At 45.4% G+C, this 25176-nt stretch carries 20 protein-coding genes; 8 read left to right on the top strand and 12 right to left on the bottom strand.

All coding sequences use genetic code 11. The features are described 5' to 3' along the window. Positions 1 to 439: 439 nt before the first annotated feature. Positions 440 to 1657 (top strand): carbohydrate porin, encoded by a 1218-nt coding sequence (locus tag Q4549_RS12065; protein ID WP_303552082.1) that lies wholly within the window; start codon positions 440 to 442, stop codon positions 1655 to 1657. Between the two features lie 89 nt (positions 1658 to 1746). Continuing rightward, complete coding sequence (locus Q4549_RS12060; protein WP_303552081.1) at positions 1747 to 2706, top strand: MalM family protein; 960 nt, start codon at positions 1747 to 1749, stop codon at positions 2704 to 2706. Positions 2707 to 2902: 196 nt separating this feature from the next. On the opposite strand, the gene Q4549_RS12055 is transcribed toward Q4549_RS12060, so the two are convergent. After that, a complete protein-coding gene (locus Q4549_RS12055; protein ID WP_303552079.1) occupies positions 2903 to 4174 on the bottom strand; it encodes a DUF945 family protein in 1272 nt (423 codons plus the stop codon). Positions 4175 to 4280: 106 nt separating this feature from the next. On the opposite strand from Q4549_RS12055, the gene Q4549_RS12050 reads away from it, so the two are divergent. The 3 genes from Q4549_RS12050 (at position 4281) to Q4549_RS12040 (ending at position 6754) form a co-directional block, all read left to right on the top strand. After that, entirely contained in the window at positions 4281 to 4703 is a 423-nt protein-coding gene (locus tag Q4549_RS12050; RefSeq protein ID WP_303552077.1) for a hypothetical protein, read from the top strand. Positions 4704 to 4809: 106 nt separating this feature from the next. After that, on the top strand, positions 4810 to 5721 hold the full coding sequence (locus tag Q4549_RS12045; protein ID WP_303514564.1) for a bifunctional GNAT family N-acetyltransferase/hotdog fold thioesterase: 912 nt from the start codon (positions 4810 to 4812) through the stop codon (positions 5719 to 5721). A gap of 121 nt (positions 5722 to 5842) precedes the next feature. Next, entirely contained in the window at positions 5843 to 6754 is a 912-nt protein-coding gene (locus Q4549_RS12040) for a LysR substrate-binding domain-containing protein (protein ID WP_303552075.1), read from the top strand. A gap of 2 nt (positions 6755 to 6756) precedes the next feature. Here the strand turns inward: Q4549_RS12040 and Q4549_RS12035 are convergent, their stop codons facing one another. The 9 genes from Q4549_RS12035 to glpD all read right to left on the bottom strand — a co-directional run bounded on the left by Q4549_RS12035 (position 6757) and on the right by glpD (position 18468). Next, complete coding sequence (locus Q4549_RS12035; RefSeq protein WP_303552073.1) at positions 6757 to 9030, bottom strand: AsmA-like C-terminal region-containing protein; 2274 nt, start codon at positions 9028 to 9030, stop codon at positions 6757 to 6759. Between the two features lie 132 nt (positions 9031 to 9162). After that, a complete protein-coding gene (arnF, locus tag Q4549_RS12030; protein ID WP_303552071.1) occupies positions 9163 to 9594 on the bottom strand; it encodes a 4-amino-4-deoxy-L-arabinose-phosphoundecaprenol flippase subunit ArnF in 432 nt (143 codons plus the stop codon). Then, a complete protein-coding gene (locus Q4549_RS12025) occupies positions 9585 to 9944 on the bottom strand; it encodes an EamA family transporter (protein WP_303552070.1) in 360 nt (119 codons plus the stop codon). The genes arnF and Q4549_RS12025 overlap by 10 nt, the downstream gene beginning before the upstream one ends. After that, positions 9944 to 11593 (bottom strand): lipid IV(A) 4-amino-4-deoxy-L-arabinosyltransferase, encoded by a 1650-nt coding sequence (gene arnT / locus Q4549_RS12020; RefSeq protein WP_303552069.1) that lies wholly within the window; start codon positions 11591 to 11593, stop codon positions 9944 to 9946. The genes Q4549_RS12025 and arnT overlap by 1 nt, the downstream gene beginning before the upstream one ends. Positions 11594 to 11612: 19 nt before the next feature. Further along, positions 11613 to 12527 carry a 4-deoxy-4-formamido-L-arabinose-phosphoundecaprenol deformylase gene (gene arnD, locus Q4549_RS12015; protein WP_303552068.1) on the bottom strand — a complete coding sequence of 305 codons (915 nt, stop codon included), beginning with the start codon at positions 12525 to 12527 and terminating at the stop codon, positions 11613 to 11615. A gap of 2 nt (positions 12528 to 12529) precedes the next feature. After that, complete coding sequence (arnA, locus tag Q4549_RS12010) at positions 12530 to 14506, bottom strand: bifunctional UDP-4-amino-4-deoxy-L-arabinose formyltransferase/UDP-glucuronic acid oxidase ArnA (RefSeq protein WP_303552067.1); 1977 nt, start codon at positions 14504 to 14506, stop codon at positions 12530 to 12532. A gap of 48 nt (positions 14507 to 14554) precedes the next feature. Then, positions 14555 to 15541 (bottom strand): undecaprenyl-phosphate 4-deoxy-4-formamido-L-arabinose transferase, encoded by a 987-nt coding sequence (gene arnC, locus Q4549_RS12005; RefSeq protein WP_303514542.1) that lies wholly within the window; start codon positions 15539 to 15541, stop codon positions 14555 to 14557. After that, positions 15531 to 16706 (bottom strand): UDP-4-amino-4-deoxy-L-arabinose aminotransferase, encoded by a 1176-nt coding sequence (gene arnB / locus Q4549_RS12000; protein WP_303552066.1) that lies wholly within the window; start codon positions 16704 to 16706, stop codon positions 15531 to 15533. The genes arnC and arnB overlap by 11 nt, the downstream gene beginning before the upstream one ends. A 220-nt stretch (positions 16707 to 16926) precedes the next feature. Then, positions 16927 to 18468 (bottom strand): glycerol-3-phosphate dehydrogenase, encoded by a 1542-nt coding sequence (gene glpD / locus Q4549_RS11995; RefSeq protein ID WP_137672416.1) that lies wholly within the window; start codon positions 18466 to 18468, stop codon positions 16927 to 16929. 191 nt (positions 18469 to 18659) lie between these two features. Between glpD and Q4549_RS11990 the strand changes: the two genes are divergently transcribed. Continuing rightward, on the top strand, positions 18660 to 19403 hold the full coding sequence (locus tag Q4549_RS11990) for an MBL fold metallo-hydrolase (protein ID WP_303552065.1): 744 nt from the start codon (positions 18660 to 18662) through the stop codon (positions 19401 to 19403). Here Q4549_RS11990 and Q4549_RS11985 read toward each other — a convergent pair. Further along, positions 19400 to 20188 carry a DeoR/GlpR family transcriptional regulator gene (locus tag Q4549_RS11985; protein ID WP_137672414.1) on the bottom strand — a complete coding sequence of 263 codons (789 nt, stop codon included), beginning with the start codon at positions 20186 to 20188 and terminating at the stop codon, positions 19400 to 19402. The two genes, Q4549_RS11990 and Q4549_RS11985, sit on opposite strands and share 4 nt — an antisense overlap. Positions 20189 to 20418: 230 nt before the next feature. Between Q4549_RS11985 and glpK the strand changes: the two genes are divergently transcribed. Both glpK and Q4549_RS11975 read left to right on the top strand, forming a co-directional pair. Continuing rightward, positions 20419 to 21933, top strand: a complete 1515-nt coding sequence (glpK, locus tag Q4549_RS11980; RefSeq protein ID WP_303552064.1) for a glycerol kinase GlpK — start codon at positions 20419 to 20421, stop codon at positions 21931 to 21933. A gap of 188 nt (positions 21934 to 22121) precedes the next feature. Continuing rightward, positions 22122 to 23063, top strand: a complete 942-nt coding sequence (locus Q4549_RS11975; RefSeq protein WP_303514529.1) for a LysR family transcriptional regulator — start codon at positions 22122 to 22124, stop codon at positions 23061 to 23063. Here the strand turns inward: Q4549_RS11975 and recG are convergent, their stop codons facing one another. After that, complete coding sequence (gene recG / locus Q4549_RS11970; protein ID WP_303552063.1) at positions 23064 to 25145, bottom strand: ATP-dependent DNA helicase RecG; 2082 nt, start codon at positions 25143 to 25145, stop codon at positions 23064 to 23066. Between the last annotated feature and the right edge of the window lie 31 nt (positions 25146 to 25176).

Below are 25176 nucleotides of genomic sequence, written 5' to 3'. Positions count from 1 at the left end.
AAGCTTCATTTTAGCTAATTAACAATAGGTATTGAGACATATTGATGCACTAAAAAGTGTAAAAAACATCAGATGAAAATAATTATTTGATTCATCTCACATAGTTTAGTTTTTGTAACAAAAGTGAATATGCGAAAAAACATCATTTGTTTCATAAGTATACAGTGCCTTATTCATTGGGCTTAATAACTGTTAAATAACAACGTGTTACCCGTGAAACTGCTTTCATGTTCTATAGCTTTATTTCACTATATTTCATGAAACTATAGGTTCTGATTTTGTTTAAATTGTGATCTTTGTTTTTTGCAAGCGCTTTCATTAGTGATGTTGGTCACTTATTTATCTAATTTTGAGTCTTATACTTCTTAACCATGGCTAGTTCGCCATATATAAAAAATGCTTCCAATAAAATTTCAAGATTCACACGGAGTTGAACAAAATGAAAATGAAAGCGCTTACAATTGCAATTGCAGTCGCGTCAGCGGCAACCTCTCTTAGCTCGTTCGCGGGTACCCCTAATTTTTCTGGTTACGGCCGTTATGCTTTAGAAGCATCGGGCGACGAAATTGTTCAGCTAAAAGGCGAACACGGCGAAATTAACGGTGTTGGTCGTCTTGGTAACGAAGACAACTGGATGGAGTTTATGCTTTCTCAAGGTTTTGAGAATGGCGACGCTAAATTCGATATGAACGTTATGCTTAACACCCCTGGTTACTCGCCTACTTGGGGCGATACCATTGGTTTAGCCCAGTTCTACGGTGGTGGTAAAGGTATCTTTGCTTCACAACCAGACGCTTATGTTTGGGCTGGTAAACGTTTCTACGGTCGTGAACAAGGTGGCTTGAGTGATTACTTCATGCTAAGTGCTGATGGTTCTGGTGCTGGTGTTGATAACTTAAACCTTGGTTTTGCTCAACTTGATTTAGGTTGGACACAGGGTGGTGGTGGTACAACTGCTTCAAACAAAAAAGGTTCAGTTAACTCTTTAGCCTTTAACTTGCACGATATTAAAGTGAGTGAGCAAGGTGCTCTTAAATTCCGTGGTAACTACGCGTTTACTACTGGTGATTTAGATGATGCAGCTAACCCTGATCGCATCGAAAATAATGATGCATGGCAAGTATTTGCTTCTTACCGTCAAGGTTTAAGCAATGGTTGGTTCCAAGTTGCTGCTCGTTACGAAACTGACGCTGCTGCGTTGATTTCTGCTAACTCAGCGGGCCAAAACTGGTCAAACTATGAAGATAAAAAAGCTGCTTCTTACGGTGCTTTCTTAGACGGCGCGGTTAACTTTGGCGAAATGACTGCCATGGAATACAACGCCAACTACTTGTTAGTTGATTGTAAAGAAACAGGCTGTTCATTCGATGAAAAAGTTGAATATGCAGTATCTGTTCGTCCTCAGCATCACTGGACTGAGTACATGGCAACTGCTTTAGAAGCTGGTGTTCACTTTACAGAGCGCACAGATGTTGGTGGTTCTAAGAACAAGAGTGATGCATGGAAAATTACTTTGTCTCAAAACTTCCAAGTGGGTCACTTCATGTGGTCTCGCCCTGTAGTTCGCTTCTACGCTGTAACAGGTGAAGTGGATACGGAAGGTAAAGATAAGGTTGATGTAACAAAAATTGGTGCCATGGTTGAAGCTTGGTGGTAAACCCAGCTAAGCTGAGTGCTGTTTAATTAGGTACTCAAACCAAGGAGTGGGCGCTAAGGTGTTAGCGCCCGCATTTAAGAGGTGGAAATTTGAAAAAAGTATTAACGGTAGTTGTAGCTTGTGTTTTAGCTAGCGCGTGTTCAAGTTCTAGCAATGACAAGCCTTTAGAAGTCACTGACCCGTTTCGAACTTGGGGCGCTCAATTTGCCGATGAGGCAAAAATTGCAGCTAACTTACAATCTTCAAGTGTTTCTCCAAAGCTACCCTCACAGCTGCAATATCAATTATTGTCTTTAGACAGAACCAATCGTATAGATGTCACCGAAAAGTCACCAGTAGTTCAATTTCCTCAAGGTAACTCTTATACAGCAGCCTTATTGATTCCAGATGATATCTCTCAATTTACTTTTCATTTAGACAGTCTTGTAGCGCGTACCGTATTTGTACCTACCGCGATTTTTTATGATCAAGGTTTGAATGAGGTGCTTCGAGTTGAAAGCACTACATTAGACCCGGAAGGCTTTTTATCTATGCAGCAGGCCATCACACCTGAGCAAGCGAAACAAGCACGTTACTTATTGGTTTACAGTAAAGCCACTGAATATGGCGGTAAAACTGAACTGATTGATCCTAAAGTTGTTTATGAAGAAAAAACCGGTGGTGGTTTACCTTCGGCCTTTAAATATTATTCAAAACATTCGCCGATAGGTAACCTAGATATTCGTTTTAGCGAAGTGTTATTCAGCTCGTCATATGTCACTTCGGCTGAACCCAAACAAAATTTAACGCCCGTTGAAGCTGCTCCAGTTAAAGCAGATGCAGCGGCCGCTACTGCAGTAGCCACTACCACCGCGGTAGTTGCTACTAAAGCGCCAAGCGCAGATATGCTAAGTGATACAGAGAGCTTTTATCTGGATCAAATTAGTAAAGCAGTAGCACAGGATGACCTTACTAGGGCCTTAAACCTAGTCGAGGAGGCAGAGCGAGCTGGTTCGACAAAAGCGCAGTCTCATTTTATGCAGCAATTGAAGAAACAGCAGCAACAGTAGTGCAATACCAGTGTGTTTTTTTCTAATCCCTGTTTATGCGGCGTTATCGCCGCATTTTTTTGTCCCGAGCTTATGGTTTAGTGCTGCTTACTTAAGCGAACACTGCCAACTTTAAACCGCGTGAACCATTCAATAAGATCTTATCGTGTAATCGTCGCTAGTTGATTTAAGTGGCTTCGAGTTGGTGTTCTCACCCCTAATTAACTGGCATGTTGTTCATGGTGAACTCATTGTCGTTGAAGATCAGTTCGCTGCGATCTCGGCCTTCCTCATGTAGCAAGTATCCGGCATTGCGTAGAGCAAGAATATACGCGGACAAAGGGCTTTGGTTAAACAACTGGTCGCCAACATCTATGGCCAAATTTAAATCTATGTAGCGTAGTAGCTGTATCGGACTGCTCACTTCGCCGAGTTTGAAAGGTAGCAGCTTTGCTTTGCCTGCTAGGTTTATATCGCCCTGTAAGGGTAAGCTGTTATAACTCGAGTCGACCTCAAACACTAAGGTATCTAACTGCCATTCAATGCCATTTGATACTGCTTGCTGCACCAATACATCTAGCTCATCAGAACTCAACGAGGTGTATTTTGACTGGGCCAGCTGAATTAAGCTCTGCATCGGTACGCCACCTAAACTAGAGCGCAGTAGCAATTGGTCTAGCTGAAATACCTCAGCCCCTTCTCTTAAAATGAAACTATTTAACTCAGTATTTAGACTTAAATAGGCATTCTTCTTAATTTCACTAAAGCTGTTGTTTACCGAAAGGTTCTGCAACTTCAGCAGGGTTTCACCTTGGCCTAATTGAAGGCGTAGTTGTTCGACTGACCAACTGGCATTTTCTACTAATGTCCATTGCTGACGCTGGCTAAAAGTTTCGCTGGCTTCCACTTTACCTAGGTGAATGTGGTCACCATTTTGTTGGCTATCAAGTAATTCCATTCCTTGCCAGCTTAGCGTTGCCTCACCTTGCTGAAAGGACAAATCGCTAACCGTAGAAATGCTCATGGGCTTAAAGTTGAGTGCTAACTCCGTGTAGTTATGTTCAAAAGTATCTACCCGTAATTGCTGTTGTAACTTTTGGCTGAGCAAGTTAGCTTGCCAAGTTCCTAAATGTGGAATTGCTGCAAGATTTAAGTCACTTAACCATTGCTGATAACTTGCTTGCTCGGGGTCAACTTGCCACTTTCCTTCAAGCCATAACGGCCAGATGCTAACTTGCTGAATGACGTGAAGCTCAATTGGCTGGGGATCTAAACCCAGCTGGCTTAGGTTGCCTGTAAGTTGCCATTGTTCTTGTTGCTGAAACCAGCTGCTGCTCAATACAGTTTGGCTTATTTGCCACTCATTCTGCTGATTGAAGTCCGCCACGATTTGCTTCACCTGCTGGCGGTATTGCGTATGGCTTAGGTACTGAGCACCACAAGTTATGGCAACGAGTGTGGCTAGCGCCATTATGCTTTTTTTTAACACTGAGCAAATTCCTAAGGACTAGATTGGCTGATTTTTCATTGTATATTGATCCGTTGGGCAATAGTAAACTGATGGCCATTTTAGACTGAGCAAATGGTTTTTAACTATGACGCAGTTTTTGGCTGTAGTTGCCGACTTATACACACCACTGCAGGTACTATTATTAGCGCTTATCGCTTTTCGATACTTAAAGCAGGAGCAACAGCAAAAGCTTCAACATGGTCTTTTCTTGTTGTTAGTCGGCTTAGCAAGCACTTACGGGCTGATGCTAATAGATCTCTATTATTCATGGTGGCCACGCTGGGGTTTGGACTATAGCACCCATACAGCGCTAGCTTTTTGTCTACAAGTGTTACTTCATTTGGCTAGGCCTAGTCGGCGTTTGGTTTCTTGGTCTGTCTATTTGGCTTATTTAGCGTTGATGTGGTGGCTGAACTACCACAGTGTGATGGACATGCTAACTACCATGTTAAGTGTTGGTTTATTGTTGCGATTAGGTGCAATATGTAAAGCTAGCACTCCAGGTTGATGATAATACTTGGTATTGAGTGATGAATTTTTAATGATGATAAGTGTCATAATAAGACACAGCGCTGCAGCCGTGGGTTTGGCTGATAAGCAATAAGGGAATAGCTATGTTTAAGGTGATTTGCCCAGATGCATCTGGTGAAATGGATAAGTATTATCAATTTCGTTGGGAAGTATTGAACAAACCTTTGCAACTACCACTCGGTAGTGAGCGAGATGCTTATGATGATCACAGTATTCATCGCATGATTCGTGATAGCCGAGGCGATCCTTTAGCGGTTGGTCGCTTGTTTTTAAGTGATAATAAAGAAGCGCTTATTCGTCATGTAGCGGTTTGCCCCGAGCAACGTAAACACGGTTTAGGAACGTTGTTGATGTTGGCGTTAGAAGAGGCAGCCCATGATGAAGGCGTAGAGCGTATTGTGGTAAATGCCCGTGGTGACGCTCAGGCTTTTTTTACTAGCTGTGGCTTTGAACCTGCTGGCGACCCTACCTTTGATAAAGTAAAAGTAAAAGTGCAACAAATGGTGAAAGAGCTGTCTCCAGAGCACCGTTTTGTTCGTCAACCTAAGTTATGTACTGCTTTACAGTTAATGTTTAACCAGCAAATTCCCTTAAGCGAAAAAATGGGCGTTCGACTACATCAATATACCGGCAACGAACTGACTACCAAGTTACCTATTGCCGGAAACGGTAATCCGCACTCCACCATGTTTGCTGGCAGCATATACAGCCAGGCGGTATTGTCGGGTTGGGGAATGATTTGGTTGATGCTGCAAGAACATGGCTTTGCTGGAGATATTGTATTAGCTAAGGGTGAGATAAAACACCGTAAAGCGATTGACCAAGACGCTATTGCCAAGGTCAAGAAAAGCCAAATGAAAGGCAGCTTGTTACCCTTGTTAGAGGGGAAAAAATGCAAAATGACAGTCACTGTGCAAGTTTGCCATAACAATAAAACCGCCGCTGAATTTAAAGGTTTTTATGTTATTTTGCCGAAAACTCACCTTGATTCTTAAGTTCGTTCCTTCCTATAAAAGGATCTAGCTAACCCTTTCTTCTCAGGCAGTTTCCTTTTAGTGCTAACGAGGTATATTAGAGTATTGAATATACCTCGTTGAGTTCATCAGGAAAGTTTATATGCAGCATCTGTATCGCTTTAGTCTTAAACAGCTGTCGGTGTTTGTATGCATTGCCGAAACCCACAGTGTTAGTGCCGCCGCACTGCAACTATCCATGACTCAATCCGCTGCTAGTATGGCTTTAAATCAACTGGAAACCGGCCTGGGACAACGTTTGTTTGAACGCCAAGGCAAACGACTACGACTAAATCATTGGGGCCACTGGTTGCGCCCACGAGCCAAGCGAGTGTTAATGGAAAGTCAGCACATTATGCAGGGCTTTGCTGGGCAGCAAGTGATAAGCGGAGAGCTTACTGTTGGCGCTAGCCAAACTATCGCGGAATACTTTTTAGCGCAAATCATCGCTAAGCTAGATAAAGACTATCCTGACTTGGTGATTCACCCACAAATCAGCAATACCGAAGTGGTGCTAGCGGGTTTGCTCGACTATCGTTTGCAACTTGGCATTATAGAAGGGCATTGCAGCGACAGCCGAATTGCTCAGCAAGTTTGGTGTGAAGACCAGTTAGTAGTAGTGGCGGGTAAGCAGCACCCTCTAGCGTCTCATGAAGAAGTGAACTTAGCCAAACTTAGTCGAGCAAGATGGGTATTACGTGAAGCGGGCTCTGGAACGCGAGATATTTTCAACGGGGCGATTCATGGCAAAATCACCAAGCTAAAAGTGTGGCGAGAATATAGCCATGTGCCGAGTTTAATCGCGCTGGTGGCTAATGGCGCGTATTTAAGTTGTTTGCCACTACGCAGCGTGGAACAGGCGATTCAAGTCGGCGAGTTAATTGCCTTAAATACACCGAGCTTAGATATGCGTAGAACCTTCAATTTTGTGTGGCGTAAAGACAGTAGCCAGAACCCTTTGCGAGATTGTTTTATCGAACAAGCCCAGCATCAGCCTTTAGCCATACAACTCTAAACCTATTGGCTTACTTGCCCCGCTAGAGGATAACGGCACTGAGGAATACTAGGTGCTCTAACAAAATCTTGTTGGTCTACTGAGTAACGGCGAGGTGAAAGATAATGATCGAAGCTCACTGCGGGTTGGTTCCATTGACCAGTGATGGAGTGCACTAAACGCCAGCAAGGCTGATCGGCCACGACCAGTTTTAAGTCGTTAAAACGTTGTTTAGCTAAGTCTACTTCACCAGCTAAAGTTAGCTGGTAACGCAAGCCCGGCAGTGGCTGGGGAGCAATGCGCAGTTTTCCCTGCTCAAGTTCAGCACTTAAAGCTAGATTAGTAAATTGGGTAATCCCTTGTGGCAAGCTACGCGGGTTTTGCCAAAAGACAGGCCAACCGGACGCGATAAGTGGGTTGGGATCTTCATAGTATTGACGTGGGCTCTCGATAATTTGATCTAAAGTTACTTCTAAATCGGCACCTGGCAGTTGCAATAACTGGCTATGAAAGTCGATTGAACCATCGATATTGGCGCCAAAGTCGCTCAGTTTTCCACGTAACTTTCCGGCCAATTCTAAATCACCCACTAAACTAAAATCGCGATTGTTTGCCAAGCGGGCTAGTGGACTTACGTCGAGTAACAAGCCTGATAACTCGGCTTGCCATGGCTTGTTTTCTTGGTCTAATAACGCTTGCCCTTGCAACTCAAATTGACCTAAAGGTAGTTCTCCATAGAGGTTGAAGTAACCTATCTGTTGATCTGACCCTAAATCCATACTCACATGGCTTAATACCATGCCGCGGTAAGCTAGCTCTGGTGCTTCTACAAATACTTGGCTTCGAGCCTGCCAAATATCATCTACCGATTGCCATTTACCGTCTTTTATTAACTCTAATTGACGCAACTCTACGTTAAGGCCGGTGGCAGAAAAGGGTAATTGGTCGGCGTAAGAAAGTAATTTAACTTGCTGTAGCTCCAACTGTTCAATATTGAATTGTTGTAGTGGAGCACCGAGCTCAGTGCCTGTGCCGGGCAGCACCGAATCTTCGCCCGAATCTGTTGGGGCTTGTGGTAACCAGTTGGGCTGTATAGGTATTTCGTTATTGGCTAGTACCAGTTGATGCAGGGTTAAAGCTTGTTGCTCCCATATATAGCTTAGCGATAAGCTGAGTTGGCCTTTAAATAACTGACTCCGCAAGGCCGCCAAGGAAAATTGCCCTTGCGCCACGCGTCCACTCGCAGTGAGGTCGTTAAACTGAATATGGTCTATGCCAAATTCGTCGGCAATAAATGCGTAATCGGCCTCAAAGGCTTGTTGATCAAATGGCCAGGGGCTTTGAAAGTTTTCAACTTCTGCGGTGAATTTATTAAGTACCAAGTTGTGGCCATTGACTTGCGACACCAAACTAATTTGGTTCAGCAATAAGTTATCTACTTGAATGCTATCAAGCCAGTCTAACTCAGGCAGAATGAGGGGCTCTTGCGGCTCTGAATTAGCGCCTGTTGAGCCAAATTGCTGATTCGCAAAATGCTCTAAGCGCAGGCTATTTAAGGCAACTTCGCGAATGCGTAATTGTTTATTACTCAGTTCTGCAGAGGCATATACCGAGCCTTGTAAAAGGTCGGCACCAATATGGTCAATCACCAACTGTTCTTGAGCATAGGCCAAGCTTAACTGTGGCATGGCGATTTCTTGCCAAGGCGTGACCAACAATTGTGCCGAGCTATGTAAGGTAAATTTCCATTGTTTAGGGCTGGGGTTGTCTAAGTCAATTTGCCAATCTTCAATGGCCAGTTCAAAGCGTTCTAAACGATAGGGTTGCTCAGCGTCTTGCCATATAAAATCACTGTCTTTAACAATAACCTGTTGTAGCTCTACACTATCAAGCCAAGCTAGAACTGGGTTGCTTGATTGTTGCTCGGTGGCTATTGGTTCGGCTGGGGCGTCGAATAATTGCTGAGTTAGGGCAATCTGTGCCTGTTCAATCGATAAGCTATCAAGGCTAATATTGCCCTGTAACAAAGGCATTAAGGCAAAATTAAGCGTTGCTTGTTTAGCTAAAATAGCTGCCTGCCCAGACTTCGCCAGTTCTAGATCAAATGCTTGTAGGCTTAAAGGTTGCTTCAAGGACCATTGGGTATTTTTATAGTTGAGCTGCCAATCGCTTTGTTGGTTAAACCAATGCAAAAAATCACTTTTGTAGCGATCTGGGTGAAAAGAAAACAAGAAAAAGACCGAAGTTGCCAGTAGCAGTAATAATAAGATGGCAAGTAGGTCAAAAAAGCGTTTCATGTTGGCGCAAACTCCATGCGACTAATTTAAGGCAATAGTAATACAGATAGACATAGCAACAATACTTGAGTATTCGCACATTTAATAGCGCAGGCTTCACCCCTTTTGGCTAAAGCCGCAGTATTGCTGGCGTTAGGTATTACTTTTTGTGTTAGTTCGAGGAAATACCAAGACAATGCCAGCCAAAATAAAGACGATGCCTAAGGCTTTCACCCAACTAAAGGCTTCGCCAATCCACGGCAAAGCAATAGCAGAAAAATAAACGATCACGTAACTTAAGCTTAATAATGGATATGCCACTGAAAGAGCTAATCGTTTTAACGCCAAAACCCAACATACCATCGACAGCGCATAAAAGCCTAAGCCTGCTAATACACTAACAAAATAAGCAAGGTAATCGCTCAGTACATTGAAGTATTGCTGGGTATTCCATAGCTCATTTAAGACCGAAAAATGAAGAGTGAGCTGGCTCATTCCCCATTTCATAGCAAGCTGGGCCAGCGAGATAAACACTACGCTTAGCAAAGCTAAGGCCACGCTTCTTGGCTCAGTTTTTAAAGCCATTGGCTTGCCCCTCCAAGAATAGCGACACCCAACATAATTAAGGTGACCCCGCACCATTGGCGAGGGCTGACCGATTCGTTAAAGGCAAATTTCGAAATGAGTAACATGATCACAAAGTTACTGCTAAGTAATGGGTAAGCAACGGATACATCCCACTGGCTGAGTACACCTAGCCAAAACACTGCACCTAAGGCCAAAAACATAATGCCCAGTAGCAAAGGTTTAGACAGTAATTTACTCACCGTACTTAACTCAGGTTGAGCAGCAAACAACAGCGCCGCGCGTTTTTGCCAATATTGGCTCAACGAGCTGCAACTAATGGATGCCACCACCAATAACCACTCAAGCATTATTGGTTTAACGCTTGGTAATAAAGCACGGTGTAGCGACCTTTATCTATGCGTTGAGTAGTGTGTGGTAACTCACCGCCCATATCGGGTTTATCGCGATAATAAATCATCACTGGTGCATGTTGTCGTTGTTGCTCAATAAATCTAGCTAGCGCTTTAGTTTCAATGTAGCGGTGCTGAGCATCGGGATACTCTAGGCCGTATCTTACTTCACCTTTTTGACCCACTAAGTAAACATCTTCACGCTTAAAGTACCAATTAAACGCCGACATAGTGTCTGGGTAATCTGCCACTAATACAGTATTGGGCTCTACCAAGTGAGAGATTTGCTGCATAAATTTAGCGGGCATTTTTGAGTAGATGCTGACATTAGGAAAGGTTGCCCATGCCAACATAAATAATCCCAGCGGCATTAACATGTAGCTGGCCACTTTGCTGTTGAGGCTATTGGCTTTTATCGCTACCACGGCCATTGCAGACCAGAAACCGAAAATACTAAACAGTAACCAAGGGCGGTAAGACTCATCTGCATCTAAGGGCAGTTTTCCAGTGAAGTGTAATACTAGAGTGGTTATGGCGAGTAAGGCAAATAAGGCCGCGTTTAAGTAGCTTCCCCACTTCAAACCTTTACAGGATTTAGCAAAAGCTTGCTGAATACCAAAGGCAAATAAAATCGCTAGCGGTGCCATAATTGGCAGAATATAAGTGGCTAGCTTGCCCTTAGCTAAAGAGAAAAACACAAAAGGTAATACTGCCCATAACAAGGCATAACGAAGCAGCGGAGAATGCATTTGTCCTTTTAGGTGGCTAATGGCGCTGGGTGACCAAAATAACCATGGCAGTACGCCAGCGGCTAAAAATGGCAAGTAATACCAGATTGGCGCAGAGTGCTGGGCATTTTCGGCGGAGAAACGCTGAATATGCTCTACCCAAAAGAAGTAATGCCAATAATCAGGTTCAGCGGCATGTACTGCTAAGGCCCATGGCAAACAGGTGAGCAAGGCAAGCAGCATTACCCACCAGCCCCATTTTAATAGCACCTTAAACTGTTTAGTCCATAACATGTATGGCACAACTACCAGCACCGGCAAAGCCAATGCCAAAAAGCCTTTGGTTAATACTGCACAGCCGCAATAGAAACCAGCCAAACCATAATATTTAGCGCGTTGCCGCATTTCTTCGCTACGAATGGCAAAGTAAAACGCAGTAAAGCTGGCGGTAAGCCAGAGGTTCAGCATGCTGTCTAACACACTATAGGTGCCCACCCCCGACACCATAAACATACTCATATAGATGCCTGAGGTTAACCAAGCTACCGGCCGTGAGGCAAAGCGGGCTAACAACAAGAAAATACAAAATGCTGCACCTAAGGCACTAAAGGCCGACGCCGCGCGCACCGCAAAATTGGTTTCACCAAACACCAACTGCGATACCGCATTCATCCAATAACCCATTACCGGCTTTTCGAAATAACGTAAATCGTTAAAACGCGGCACTACCCAATCACCGCTGCTCACCATTTCACGTGAAATTTCGGCGTAGCGTAGTTCGTCGGGTGACCATAAATCACGCATACCTAAAGGTAATAGGTAGAGCAAAATAAAGAAGATGGGCACCCAAGTGGCTAGGTTGATTCGTAAGTGGCGCATGCTAATGGTTAGTCCTGATTTAAGGCGTTTGAGGGCGAATAAGCGACGCTTGATGGCTTAACCAACCTTCGCGTCCATCCATTTCTATATTAAGAATGCTATCTTGTGGCCAAGACACATAATCTTGGTCAAGCAAGTCACACAGTGGCACAAATTCAATGTTTTGTTGCTTGGCGGCAATAATTAGTTGCTCAAACATTTCAGCGCAAACAATGCCTTCTACTTCTGCATGAATGGTGTACACGTTTAAGCTATCGGCTTTAATTCGATCTAGAATGGCTTGGTTATAATTACTTTCGTCTACGCCATCTTGACCAATTAACTCGTCGTAGGTGGGTAAGGTCACTGGAATTTGTGGCGCCATGCCTGGTTTAGGAACAAAAATAGATTCGCCTCGGCAGTCGCTATTGTAACGAAACGGAAACGCTTCTTTTTCATCAAGAGTTGTGTCGGTACATCGCCAACCTGCTACTGCACTGCATTGCACATCTTTGCCGGTGATGCCCGCCAGCATTTGATAGCCTTTGCGAATTTCATTACCTAATTCACTTTGCGACATGCTGTCGGTTTTCATTTGCCACTTGTGATGGTCCCAAGCGTGCAGGCCAATTTCATGGCCGGCTTGATCAGTATTTTTTATCACCGATGCGAGCTTTTTGCCTATCACTGGGCCGGGCCAAAAAGTACCACGGAAAATGATATCCCAGCCGTACAAGCTAGCGGCTTTAGAGCGGAGCATTTTCTTCAAAAAGGCCGGACGTAAAAGGCGCCAAATATGGCGCCCCATGTTGTCGGGTCCAACGGTGAAGAAAAATGACGACTTAATGTTGTGGCGTTGAAAAATGTCTAATAACTTGGGCACGCCTAAACGCGTGCCACGAAAGGTATCTACATCAATTCTTAAGCCAACTTTTATCGTATCTTTCGAACTCATTGTTACTCGTCAACGGCTGTTTTAAGGAAGAAGTCTAAGGTTTCTTCGATGGTATCTTCCATCATGATACTCGGCTCCCAATCAAGTAAGCGCTTGGCGTTGCGAATACTTGGACGGCGATGTTGAACATCTTGGTAACCATCACCATAGAAGGTTTTACTTTCTACTAAGTGGTAACCGGCAAAGGGTGGGAATTTTTCGCGCAGTGGGTGTGCGTCAAACTTAGCCACTAGGGTTTCAGCCATTTGTTTAATACTGGCTTCGTTGTCTGGCGAACCAATGTTAATGATTTGGCCGTCACACAAGCCGTCTTTGTTTTCGATAATACGGAACAAGGCTTCAATAGCTTCAGAGATATCAGTGAAACAACGTTTCTGTTCACCACCATCAATCAGCTTAATTGGCGTACCTTCAACCAAGTTTAGAATTAGCTGAGTAATCGCTCGGCTAGAGCCAACACGCGCTGAGTTCAAGCTATCTAAACGTGGGCCCATCCAGTTAAACGGACGGAACAAAGTAAACTTAAGGTTGTCTTTTTTGCCGTAAGCCCAGATCACTCGGTCTAATAACTGCTTCGAGGTTGAGTAAATCCAACGCTGGCGGTTAATTGGGCCAGTAATGAGTGGAGAACTGTCTTCGTTAAACTCTTCATCAGTACACATACCGTATACTTCTGAGGTCGACGGGAAGATGATGCGTTTATTGTATTTCACACATTCGCGAACAATTTTAAGGTTCTCTTCGAAGTCCAGTTCAAATACACGTAACGGGTTACGGGTGTATTCAATAGGGGTGGCAATCGCTACCAGTGGTAGCACAATGTCACACTTCTTAATGTGGTATTCAATCCATTCGTTATGAATGGTGATATCACCTTCTACAAAGTGAAAATCAGGGTGCTCTAAATGCTGCTCAATTTGGTTAGCACTCATGTCCATTGCGTAGATTTCGTATTTACCGTCATCTAATAAACGCTTGGTTAAGTGGTTACCGATAAAGCCATTTGCGCCTAAAATCAGTACTTTTTGGCGACGTTTTGCGGCAATTACTGCACTGGCTTGTGGGCCAAAACGCATGCCCGCTACCAGGTGCATTTCGCCAGCCAGTTGCTCACCGTTTAGGTATAAACCGTTTTCGGTTTGGCCAGCATTAACCACTAAAGAGCCTTGAGTACAGGCAATGGTTAGCGGCGCAGTGGCCACAATGGTACCTGGCGTTGCATCAAACTCTTGTTCGCTAGCAGTGGTGCTCCAGAAGATTACTTTGCGCTCACCTAAGAAGGTAAAGGCGCCAGGGAAGGGTTCAGTTACCGCACGACAAAGGTTGAAGATAGTTGAAGCGTTGTCGGCCCATTTAATTTCACCATCGGCCGGCGTTCTGCGGCCAAATACGGTGGCTTGGCTTTCATCTTGTGGGGTAAGGGTGTGTTTACCCGCCACTAGCTGTGGTAACGCCTTAGTTAGTAATTGGCTGCTTAGCTCGGTGAGTCGGCTATGCAAGGTTGCAGCAGTATCGTCACTATTAATACTTAACGATTGCTGAGCAACAATATCACCAGCATCGGCTTTGCTTGTCATGGCGTGTAGGGTTACGCCAGTTTCGGTTTCGCCATTTAATAATGCCCAGTTTACTGGCGCCCGGCCACGATAGCGTGGTAACAAAGAACCATGCAGGTTAAAGCCACCTTTAGGGGCTAAATCTAATAAGGCTTGGCTAATCATTGAACGATAGTAGAAAGAGAAAAATACCTCTGGCTGCATCGCTTTAATTTTTTCTAACCATAGCGGGTGGTTTACATCTTCTGGGGCAAATACTGGGATGCCGTTACGGGCAGCTAGTTTAGCAACCGATTCAAAAAAGACGTTTTCGTTACCATCGTCTAAGTGAGTAAATACTGCGGCAATTTCTACGCCCGCATCGAGAAGACTTTTAATGCCAGCACAACCAATGTTGTGATAAGCAAACACCACTGCTTTCATGGTTTATTCCTTAGAAATAATTGGTAAATGAGTTTCGCGTTTCGTTACTTATTCAGGCTTGCTATCGCGCGCCTGTTTGGTGGCTTCGCCTACCAACACATCTTGAACGTAATAACGCGGTCGTGCTCGCACGTCGGAATAGATGCGGCCAATGTATTCGCCCAGCAAACCTAAACCTACAAATTGAGCACCAATAAAGATAAATAATAGAGCAAATAGCGGGAATACCCCGTCTACGCCCCACTCAGCGCCGTAAATTAGGCGCATGAAGAGTAAAACCAGGCCAAATAAACCACCTAAAGCCGCAATGGCTCCGCCCACAATGCTGAGCATTCTTAGCGGTGCAGTGGTCATGCTGGTTAGCAAATCGAACATCAGATTGATTAAACCCATAATGTTGTATTTTGATTCGCCTTGTTGGCGCTCGCTGTGTTCAACATCAATTTCGATGGTGTGGCGAGCAAAGCCGTTGGCTAAAATGGGAATAAATGTACTGCGTTCATGGCACTGTAACATCGCGTCCACTACGTGACGGCGATAAGCGCGCAGCATACAACCGTAGTCGTTCATTTCTACGCCGGTTGAGCGTTTTACAATCTTGTTGATAAGCATTGATGGGTAGCGACGAAGGCGGCTGTCTTGGCGGTTTTTACGCACAGTGCCTACCGAGTCATAACCTTCTTCTGCTTTGGCCACCAGGTTAGGGATCTCTTCTGGCGGGTTTTGTAAGTCGGCATCTAGGGTAACGATTAAGTCACCACGTACATGCTCAAAACCGGCCATAATGGCGTTATGTTGGCCATAATTACGGTTTAGAATAACACCTACAACATGGCTGCCCTCTGCGGCTGCGGCCGCTTCAATTTGGTCGGCACTGTTGTCTTTACTGCCGTCATCAACCAATAGAACTTCGTAATCTTTGCCCATGGTATCTGCGGCTGCGCAGGTTCGTTTAATCAGCTCTTGTAAGCTATCGGCTTCGTTGTAAACCGGAATAACGATAGATACGAATTTGATTTCTTGCTTATGCCTCATGAGAAGATCCAATAAGTTGAGTGATTGTTGTTACCACACGCTCAACATCGCTTAACTGCATGCTAGGAAATAGCGGCAGAGAGCAAATACGTTGGCTGTTAAATTCTGTATTGCTTAAATCCGGGTTTATTTCGCCGAATCGACTTGTGTAATTTTCACGATAGTACTTTTGACTATGGCAGGCTTTAAAGTGAATGCCCGCGCCAATAGCGTGTTGTTTTAACAAACTAATGAGCTGGTCGCGGTCAAAGCCACACACATCTTTATCAACCCTTACGATCATTAAATGCCAACAGTGAGTATGTGAATAGTCGGGAACGCTCAATGGCGAAATACCATCCACTTCACTCAACAGTTCTCGGTAATGTGCCACTAGCTGCTGACGCTGTTGAGTAATCTCGGATAAACGCTGCATTTGGCCTAAACCAAGCACCGCGCAAATATCGGGCATGTTGTACTTGTATCCCGGTTCAATCACTTCTGCTTGAGGGGCTCTACCTTGGGTTTCACGGTCAAAGGCGTCAACACCTAAACCATGAAACTTTAAGCGGCGAATTCGCTCAGCCAGTTCAGCGTTATTGGTAGTAAAAATACCACCTTCTGCAGTGGTTACGTTTTTAATAGCATGCAAAGAGAAAATACAGTTACCGGTTTTACCAATGGGCCTGCCTTGGTACTCACAACCAATAGCATGGGCTGCATCTTCGACCACGGGAATGTTGTATCGTTCAGCTAAGGCATAAATAGCATCTAGATCGAGAGGAGCTCCAGCGTAGTGAACGGGCACTATCAGCTTGGTTTTATTGGTGATTTGCGCTTCAATGCGGTCGGCGGTGGTCATCAAAGTATTTGCATCAACATCTACAAATACCGGCTTGGCGCCCATTAGGGTAATCAGGTTAACGGTGGATACCCAAGTCATTGACGGGGTAATCACTTCATCGCCAGGGCCTATGTCTAATGCGACCAAAGTGAGATGAAGGCCTGCGGTGGCGCTACTCAAGGCCACAGCGTGTTCAGCGCCAGTGTATTGTTTTACCGCGGTTTCTAGCTCGGCATTTTTCGGACCGGTGGTAATCCAGCCTGATTTAAGTACGTCGACTACCGCATCTATTTCTTGCTGCTCAATCGCCGGGCGGCTTAGGGGCAAAAATTCCTGATTCATTATTTCTAGTCAGCATATCCATACTAAAGTGGATGAAGTCTAACTGTGCCGGGCGTGTAAAGAAAGGAGCAAAGCGTAGGTGAATGTATGGTTTTGGTAAAAAATGCTGTTTAAAGCGTTATTTTTAGGATTGATTTGTAGTGTTTCAAACATGCTTTGGTCAAGCAATGATAAAAAAGCTCAAGAAGTTCTAAAGACCTTCTTGAGCAAGATTCGGTCTTTAATCAACGTTTACCGAATCGACAGTACCGTTCTCTACAGCGGTTAAGGAAAGCTTGCTCGCCAAATAGTTCTGCAGGGTTTGCTGCTGCTCGGCATCAAACTTCAAACCTTGTTTAGTTCGGCGCCACAATATGTCATCAAGTTCACTGGCCCATTCATTGTTGCGCAGGTAATCCACTTCTATTTGATAGAGGTTGCCACCAAACAACTCGCCTAATCCCTGCTGTTGCGCATCGTGTAACAGTTGCTTGGCGCGATTACCGTATTGCATACACCAGCGAGCGATCAGCTCCGCTGGCAGGTCTGACTCGGCTTGCTGTAATTTAATAAAACTCTGAATGCTGCTATGGATTGCCCCGCCAGGTAGGAACGACGCTTTGGTCCAAGCGGGGCCCAAATCTTTTATACGCGGAGCCAGCATCTCTAAGGCTGCTTCGGCTAGTTTACGATAGGTGGTAAGTTTGCCACCAAATACTGATAGCAGTGGCGCGCCATCACTTTCATCGCTCAGCTCTAAAGTGTAATCACGAGTCACTGCAGACGGGTCGTCTGATTCGTCTTGGCATAAAGGGCGAACGCCCGAGAAAGTATGTAGCACATCACTAGGGGCAATTTGCTGCTTAAAGTGCTGGTTTACCACATCACAAAGATAATTGACTTCTTCGTCTGAGATAGCGACTTCAGAAGGGTTGCCCTTATATTCCACATCAGTGGTGCCAATGAGCGAGTATTCCTGTTGATAGGGGATGACAAATACAATCCGTTTGTCGCTGTTTTGCAATATATAAGATTGCTGTTCGTTGTGAATTTTGGGCACCACAATATGGCTGCCTTTCACCAAACGAATAGTGCGTGGCGGTGTTTGCTGCATGTGTTGTTCGATAAATTGTTGAACCCAAGGGCCTGCAGCATTCACTAGGGTTGCACAGCGATATTGTTGCTGTTTTCCACTGTGGGTATTTTGTACATCTACTAACCAGTGTTGGCCATCTCGTTTTGCGGCAATCACTTTATGGCGGGGCGCGATATAAGCGCCATGCTTTTCGGCGAGTAAAGCATTGCTGATCACTAATCTGGCATCGTCGACCCAGCAATCAGAGTATTCAAAGCCCTTGGTAATGTCTTTTTTCAGCACACTGTTTTGGCCAAAACTTAATCCTTGGCAAGCGGGAAGCGTGCCGCGTTTCGCCAAGTTGTCATAAAGAAACAAACCCATACGAATTAGTAACCATGGGCGCAAATGCGGGCGATGCGGTAAACGAAAACGCATTGGTTCGACTAAATGAGGAGCCATTTTCAATAATACTTCTCGTTCTTTCAGTGCTTCGCTCACCAAGCGAAACTCATAATGCTCTAAGTAGCGTAAACCACCGTGTATTAACTTAGAGCTGGCAGAGGAGGTGGCACTGGCGAGATCGTTTTGTTCAAACAAGGCGACACGTTGGCCACGGCCTGCTGCATCTGCAGCAATACCTACTCCGTTTATACCACCGCCTATCACAATTAAGTCATAGCTATATGGGTCGTTTGTTTGTTCCATTACTCGCGATCCTCATGAAGTAAAGTTCGTTTTCTTTCGTTATCGAGCATAATAGAGCATAACTAGATCGAAAAACAATCATTGTTGCAAAAAAGTTGAGTTAATTGTTCGTGCGTGTTTTGCCTGCTGTTTGTTTGCATGGAGTTTTTGCTCTAAGCTGTTACATTCTATTAACAAGTGGTCGGGGCAGCATGAAGATTCATCAGCTTGAAGGTTATATTCAAAATATTTTTTTGGTTGAGTACCCAGAAAAGCTGTTGCTATTAGATGGCTGCTCACGTGCCGATGTCTCAATACTTAAGCGTTTTATCACCGAGCAACTGGCTCGTCCTTTTGAACAACTTAAATTGGTGATGGTCACTCACATGCATCCTGATCATGCCGGCGGAGCGAGTTACCTCCAGAAGCACTACCCGCTTGAGTTAGCTACTGGCGATGTTGCAGGCGAGTGGTATCAGGGCTTTAGAGGCAGAGTGATGCACTTAATGGATTTGGGGCTTGCTTATTATGTTGGGCAGCGTCATCAGCGCGAACGCGTTAACCTTTGGTACTCCCCATTGTTAAGCACCAAATACCGCTTGAAAGATGGTGACCAGCTCCCCGGGTTTAATGATTGGCAGGTGCTATTTACCCCTGGGCATACCGATCGCGATTTGTCTTTGTACCACCCAGAAACCCAAACTTTGTATGTGGCCGATACTATTTTAAGGGTAAAGCAGAAGCTGATTTGTCCTTTTCCAATAAGCCAGCCTGCGGACTATAGAGCGTCTCTTGAGCGCTACCGGCAATTGGCGGTGAGCAACTATTTACTGGCTCATGGCGAGGGAGGGGAAATTAGCAGTGACGAACTGCTTGCGCTGCAGCAACTTTGTCCTGCAAAGCCTACCCGCTATAAGCAGTTTTTAGGTGATTTAATCCGCAAAAAATTTGCCTAGTTAGCGCTGCTTGGCTGCGACGGAGGGCATAGGGTAAGTTGTACTTCTTCGCGCTTTAAAATGTCGGCAATGTCGGTGGGTACTGGCCGGTCGGTATAAAGCTGGCCAATTTGGGCAATGTTGCCAATGTTAATCATGGCGTTGCGACCAAATTTACTGTGGTCTGCCGCCAGTATCACGTTGCGCGAGCTGGCAATAATGGCTTGAGTGACACGTACTTCGTGGTAGTCAAAGTCTAATAAAGAGCCGTCTAAATCGATTCCACTAACGGTGATTACCCCGTAATCCAAGCGAAATTGCTTAATAAAATCAATGGTTGCTTCGCCCACTATGCCACCATCTTTGTTACGTAAGGCTCCGCCTGCCATTATCACATTGAAATCATCTTTCACCATCAGCAATGCTGCAACATGTATGTTGTTAGTAATAATGCGCAAGTCACGATGATTAAGCAGTGCTCTGGCGATGGTCTCAGCGGTGGTGCCAATGTCTAGAAACAGTGACGCACCGTTAGGAATTTGCTCGGCAATTTTTTGCGCAATGCTTTCTTTTTCTACGTGCTGTTTAATCTTACGGGTAGAGTATGAATCGTTTACCACGCTGCTGGTTAGCAAAGAGGCACCGCCATGGTGGCGATGAATCAGCTTTTGCTCGGCGAGAACGTTAAGGTCTCGGCGAATGGTTTGCGGACTCACATTGAGCGATTCAACGAGTTCTTCTGTTGCGACAAAGCCTTGAGTTTTGATAACTTGAAGTATTTGCTGGTGGCGCTGGGTCTGCTTCACTACTGGGGTTTCCGTAAGTAAGGACTATTTTTCTAGACAGGCTTAAGTCTACTTAAAAACTAAATATTGTCACGATTAACAAAGTGATATAGGCGAGGTTACTACAAGTTTTTACTGAGCTATTGGGTTGCCAAATTTAAGCGCTTGTCACGAAATGGTTAAAAAAATGTTCTAAAATGTTCGTTTTCGAGCATAATGAATGCAAATATTTAAGTGGAACGAATCTATCAATGGACACTGCGCGTTATATTGTGGCGCTCGATCAAGGCACCACCAGCTCTCGAGCCATCATTTTTAATCAACAATCAGAAATTGTAGGTAGCGTTCAGCGCGAATTTAGTCAGTTTTTTCCTAAATCAGGTTGGGTTGAGCACAATCCAATGGAAATTTGGGCCAGCCAGAGTGCGTCGCTAACCGAGGTGCTGGCAAAAACTGGTATTCGCAGTGACCAAATTGCAGCGATTGGTATTACTAACCAACGCGAAACAACCATTGTATGGGACAAAAATACCGGTCAACCGATTTACAATGCCATTGTGTGGCAGTGTCGTCGTACTACCGAATTGTGTGAAGCGTTACGCGAGCAAGGCTGGGAAAATTACATCCAAGACACTACGGGCTTGATTCTTGATGCCTACTTCTCTGGGTCAAAACTTAAGTGGATCCTCGACAATGTAGAAGGCGCACGTGACAAAGCCGAAGCGGGCGATTTGTTGTTTGGCACAGTAGATAGCTGGTTAGTGTGGAAACTCACCAATGGTCGAGTGCATGTTACAGATTATACCAACGCCTCACGTACTATGATGTTCAACATTCACACTTTGGAATGGGATCAAAAACTGCTGGATATGTTGGGCGTGCCTAGGCAAATGCTGCCTGAAGTAAAAGCCTGTTCAGAAATTTATGGGCAAACCAATATTGGGGGAAAAGGTGGAACCCGAATCCCCATCGCCGGGATTGCCGGAGACCAGCAAGCTGCCTTGTTTGGTCAACAGTGCTACCGAAAAGGCATGGCAAAAAATACCTACGGCACCGGATGTTTCCTATTAATGAACACCGGCGAAAAGCCAGTTAAATCAACCCATGGTTTGCTAACCACCATCGCGTTTTCGATTGACGGAAAAGTTAATTACGCCTTAGAAGGCAGCGTGTTTATGGGCGGGGCAACGATTCAGTGGTTACGCGATGAAATGGGCTTGATTCGAGATGCCTCGGATACGGAGTATTTCGCGTCTAAAGTCGACGACACTAACGGCGTATACTTGGTGCCGGCGTTTGTGGGCTTAGGCGCTCCTTATTGGGACCCTTATGCTCGTGGAACTATTGTAGGCTTAACTCGCGGGGCTAACCGAAACCATATTATTCGTGCAGCGCTTGAGTCGATTGCTTACCAAAGTCGTGACTTACTAGAAGCTATGCAAGCCGACGCAGATATTTCGCTCAAGCAACTACGGGTGGATGGTGGCGCTGTAGCCAATGATTTCTTATTGCAGTTTCAAGCTGATGCATTAGGCACTGAAGTGGTACGCCCTTCGCTGATCGAATCAACTGCCTTGGGTGCTGCTTATCTCGCTGGCTTAGCGGTGGGCTATTGGGAGAGTATTGAGAGTTTGGCCGAAAGCCATACCCCCGATCGCTGCTTTACCCCAGACGGAGATGAAGAGAAACGTGAACGGCTATACAAGGGCTGGAAGCGCGCAGTGAACTGCAGCCGAAATTGGTATGACAAAGAGCTAGACAGTTAACCGCTGCGTTTAAACAATAAACCGTCATTATTGGCGGTTTTTTTATGCCTTTCGTTCCCATTGCGTTTATGTGCGCTTGCTCAGTAAATACCTAGCTTATTCGAATTATGATGAGCTTAGCGGGTTTCACTGCTACTGTTATGAGTAATTACTAACAGTTTCTGCCACCAATAGCCGCGGGGTAACCAGTGACCAATAGTTCATTTGAATCACTCGATTTAAACCTACTCAAAGTGTTTGTTATTTTAGCCCAAGAGCTAAATACTCGGCGCACGGCTGAGCGAATGAACGTAAGCCAACCGGCAATTAGTCGCTCCTTGCAAAAATTACGAGAACACTTTGGTGATGAACTGTTTGTTCGTGCTCAGCATGGCTTAATTGCCACCCCTAAAGCGGAACAGCTTTCGCTAAGTTTACCTAGCATATTGGCCGAATTAGCCAATGTGGTGGACCACCATAACGATTTTAATCCGGCTGAACTAGAAGGCTTGATTAAGGTGGCTATGCACCCGATGTTACTAGCCTCTGTTGCCAAGCGACTATTTGTGGTGTTACAGCAACACGCTCCAGAACTACGCTTGCAAGTGGCAACTTGGGGCGCCGATACCTGTGAGTTAATTCAGCGTGGGCAAATTGATTTTGGTTTGTGTTTATTACCGGTAGAAGGCTCTAAGGAGTTGGTACAACGTAGATTATGGCGCCAGCCCATTTATGTTTATGCCAAAGAAGGTCATCCCATAGAGGGAAATACGGTGTCTCCACAGGATTTCGCCAAATACAGTACTGCGCTAATTCATGTGCCTGGCTGGAGTGCAGCGCGCAGTGAGGCCGAAAAATTTCTCGCTAATCATGGAGTAGAAATCACCATTGGTTTTCGCTCAGAGTTGCCAGGTTCTATTTTGGATGTGCTGCGGGTGAGTGACTTTATGTATCCCAGTGTTACTTATTATCCTCCCGAAGATATACCGGGTATTAAACGGTTTGAATTAGGCGAGGACTTTTTAGATTTAGCGGTAAAATATGATACTGGCTATGTGTTTCATTATCGTAATCGACAAAACCCTTTATACATGTGGTTGCAAGAGGTACTGGTGGAACACTGTCGAGACGAGACTTATAGCCTCACTTAGTTAGGCTTGAGCAAACTGCTCGCGATCAGCTAACCAGCGCGCAATAAGCGGCTCAACGCAGGCGGGTGTTTGTTGTAGCAACTGTTTGGCCAAGGCTTGCGCTTCGCCTATCATGGCTTGGTCTCTTACTAAGTCAGCAATTTTAAACTCTGCTAATCCGGTTTGCTTGGTGCCTAGTAGCTCACCGGGGCCGCGGATCTCCATGTCGCGCTGAGCAATCACAAAGCCATCGGTACTGTCGCGCAATACACTTAAGCGTGAACTGGCTGTTTTAGACAGCGGGCTGTGGTACATCAATACACAGTGGCTTTCTACCTCGCCGCGACCCACGCGGCCACGCAATTGGTGCAGTTGCGCTAAGCCTAAACGCTCAGGGTTTTCAATAATCATTAAACTAGAATTGGGTACATCCACCCCCACTTCAATCACGGTAGTGGCCACTAATAAATCGAGCTGGTGGCTTTTAAACTGTTCCATTACCCACTGTTTTTCTTGGGGTTTCATGCGGCCATGTACTAAACCAATTCGCAGATCGGGCAGTTGCTTTTGCAAGGTGTCGGCAGTGTCTTCGGCGGCTTGGCACTGCAATACTTCCGATTCCTCAATCAAGGTACACACCCAATAAGCTTGCCGGCCATCGGTATGACAGGCTTGATAAACTCGCTCAATCACTTGTTCGCGGCGGGTATCGGGCAGTGCCACGGTTTTAATGGGAGTTCGCCCCGGTGGCAGCTCATCAATAATTGAAAGCTCCAGATCTGCATAAGCGGTCATCGCCAAAGTGCGGGGGATAGGGGTTGCTGTCATTATCAGTTGGTGTGGCAGGGTATTGCTACCATCTATTGCTGCGCCTTTTTCTCGCAGGGCCATACGTTGATGAACACCAAAACGGTGTTGCTCATCAATAATCACTAAGGCTAAGTTAGCAAACTGCACTTGCTCCTGAAAAATAGCATGAGTGCCCACCACCATTTGTGCTTCGCCATTGGCGATTCTTGCCATCGCTTCGGCGCGAGCTTTGCCTTTTTGTTTACCTGCAACCCAATCTACCTTTATGCCTAAGGGCTCAAACCAACTGGCGAAGGTGAGCGCATGTTGCTCGGCCAAAATTTCGGTAGGCGCCATTAAAGCAACTTGATAGCCGTTGGCTAAGGCTTGTAAGGCTGCCATAGCCGCCACTAAGGTTTTGCCGCTGCCTACATCACCTTGTACTAAGCGCATCATGGCATGTGGCTGCTGAGTATCGGTTTTTATTTCTGCGACTACACGCTGTTGGGCATTGGTTGGTTTAAAGGGTAATTGAGCGAGAAACTGGCGCTCTAGCTCGGTTGCTAAGGGCAGGGCTATGGCTGCTTGGCGTTGTTGCTCTTGGCGAAGCTTTAACATGCTTAGCTGATGTGCTGCCAGTTCTTCAATGACCAATCGTTGCTGAGCTGGATGGCGACCTTCTTCTAACAAAGACAACTCGGTATCGGGTTCCGGGCGGTGCAATTGCATAAGTGCTTGGTTTAGATCTAAACCATGAGGCCGTAACGCTGGCGGCAGCCAATCCACCAATGGGTATTGTTTAAGCAGAGCAAAGGCTTGCTCACTGAGCTTACGTAAATTGAGCTGTTTTAAGCCCTCGGTAGTGGGGTAAACCGGGGTGAGTTTCTCATCCATCAATGGCGCACTGGGATCGGCCACAATGCTGTATTCGGGGTGGATCATTTCCCAGCCATGTTTACCGCGCTTGGCTTCACCAAAACACCGCATCCACAAACCTTGTTGCATGGCGGCTTTTTGGCCGTTGTTAAAGTTAAAGAAACGCAGCGTTATGCTGCCGCTGCCGTCACTAATTCGGCAGGTTAACATTCGTCGGCGGGCGTGAATGGTTTCTACTTTGGTGATCTCGCCATGCACCGATACGTGCGCACCGTGCAATAAATCATTAATTGGCCAAATGCGTGTGCGGTCTTCATAGCGGTGTGGCAAATGCAGCAGCAAATCGCCCACATTTCGAATCTGCAGGCGTAGGAGTTTTTCGGCAAGTTTGTCGCCCACGCCCTTGAGTGCGGTAATGGGTAAGCTGCTTAATTCCACTTAAACCACTGTAAATATGATCATGTACCAA

Origin of the sequence: Agarivorans sp. 2_MG-2023, from assembly GCF_030548085.1 — a bacterium.
GTDB lineage: Bacteria > Pseudomonadota > Gammaproteobacteria > Enterobacterales > Celerinatantimonadaceae > Agarivorans.
This window is presented reverse-complemented; position numbering and strand designations above follow the sequence as displayed.

What these genes read in the sequence shown, in the direction of transcription:
- arnB (WP_303552066.1), bottom strand. Translation starts at nt 16,706, where the DNA reads ATGAATCAGGAATTTTTGCCCCTAAGCCGCCCGGCGATTGAGCAGCAA.
- Q4549_RS12035 (WP_303552073.1), bottom strand. Translation starts at nt 9,030, where the DNA reads ATGAAACGCTTTTTTGACCTACTTGCCATCTTATTATTACTGCTACTG.
- arnF (WP_303552071.1), bottom strand. Translation starts at nt 9,594, where the DNA reads ATGGCTTTAAAAACTGAGCCAAGAAGCGTGGCCTTAGCTTTGCTAAGC.
- Q4549_RS11990 (WP_303552065.1), top strand. Translation starts at nt 18,660, where the DNA reads ATGAAGATTCATCAGCTTGAAGGTTATATTCAAAATATTTTTTTGGTT.
- Q4549_RS12065 (WP_303552082.1), top strand. Translation starts at nt 440, where the DNA reads ATGAAAATGAAAGCGCTTACAATTGCAATTGCAGTCGCGTCAGCGGCA.
- Q4549_RS12025 (WP_303552070.1), bottom strand. Translation starts at nt 9,944, where the DNA reads ATGCTTGAGTGGTTATTGGTGGTGGCATCCATTAGTTGCAGCTCGTTG.
- Q4549_RS12040 (WP_303552075.1), top strand. Translation starts at nt 5,843, where the DNA reads ATGCAGCATCTGTATCGCTTTAGTCTTAAACAGCTGTCGGTGTTTGTA.
- Q4549_RS12050 (WP_303552077.1), top strand. Translation starts at nt 4,281, where the DNA reads ATGACGCAGTTTTTGGCTGTAGTTGCCGACTTATACACACCACTGCAG.
- Q4549_RS12045 (WP_303514564.1), top strand. Translation starts at nt 4,810, where the DNA reads ATGTTTAAGGTGATTTGCCCAGATGCATCTGGTGAAATGGATAAGTAT.
- arnT (WP_303552069.1), bottom strand. Translation starts at nt 11,593, where the DNA reads ATGCGCCACTTACGAATCAACCTAGCCACTTGGGTGCCCATCTTCTTT.
- arnD (WP_303552068.1), bottom strand. Translation starts at nt 12,527, where the DNA reads ATGAGTTCGAAAGATACGATAAAAGTTGGCTTAAGAATTGATGTAGAT.
- arnA (WP_303552067.1), bottom strand. Translation starts at nt 14,506, where the DNA reads ATGAAAGCAGTGGTGTTTGCTTATCACAACATTGGTTGTGCTGGCATT.
- arnC (WP_303514542.1), bottom strand. Translation starts at nt 15,541, where the DNA reads ATGAGGCATAAGCAAGAAATCAAATTCGTATCTATCGTTATTCCGGTT.
- glpK (WP_303552064.1), top strand. Translation starts at nt 20,419, where the DNA reads ATGGACACTGCGCGTTATATTGTGGCGCTCGATCAAGGCACCACCAGC.
- glpD (WP_137672416.1), bottom strand. Translation starts at nt 18,468, where the DNA reads ATGGAACAAACAAACGACCCATATAGCTATGACTTAATTGTGATAGGC.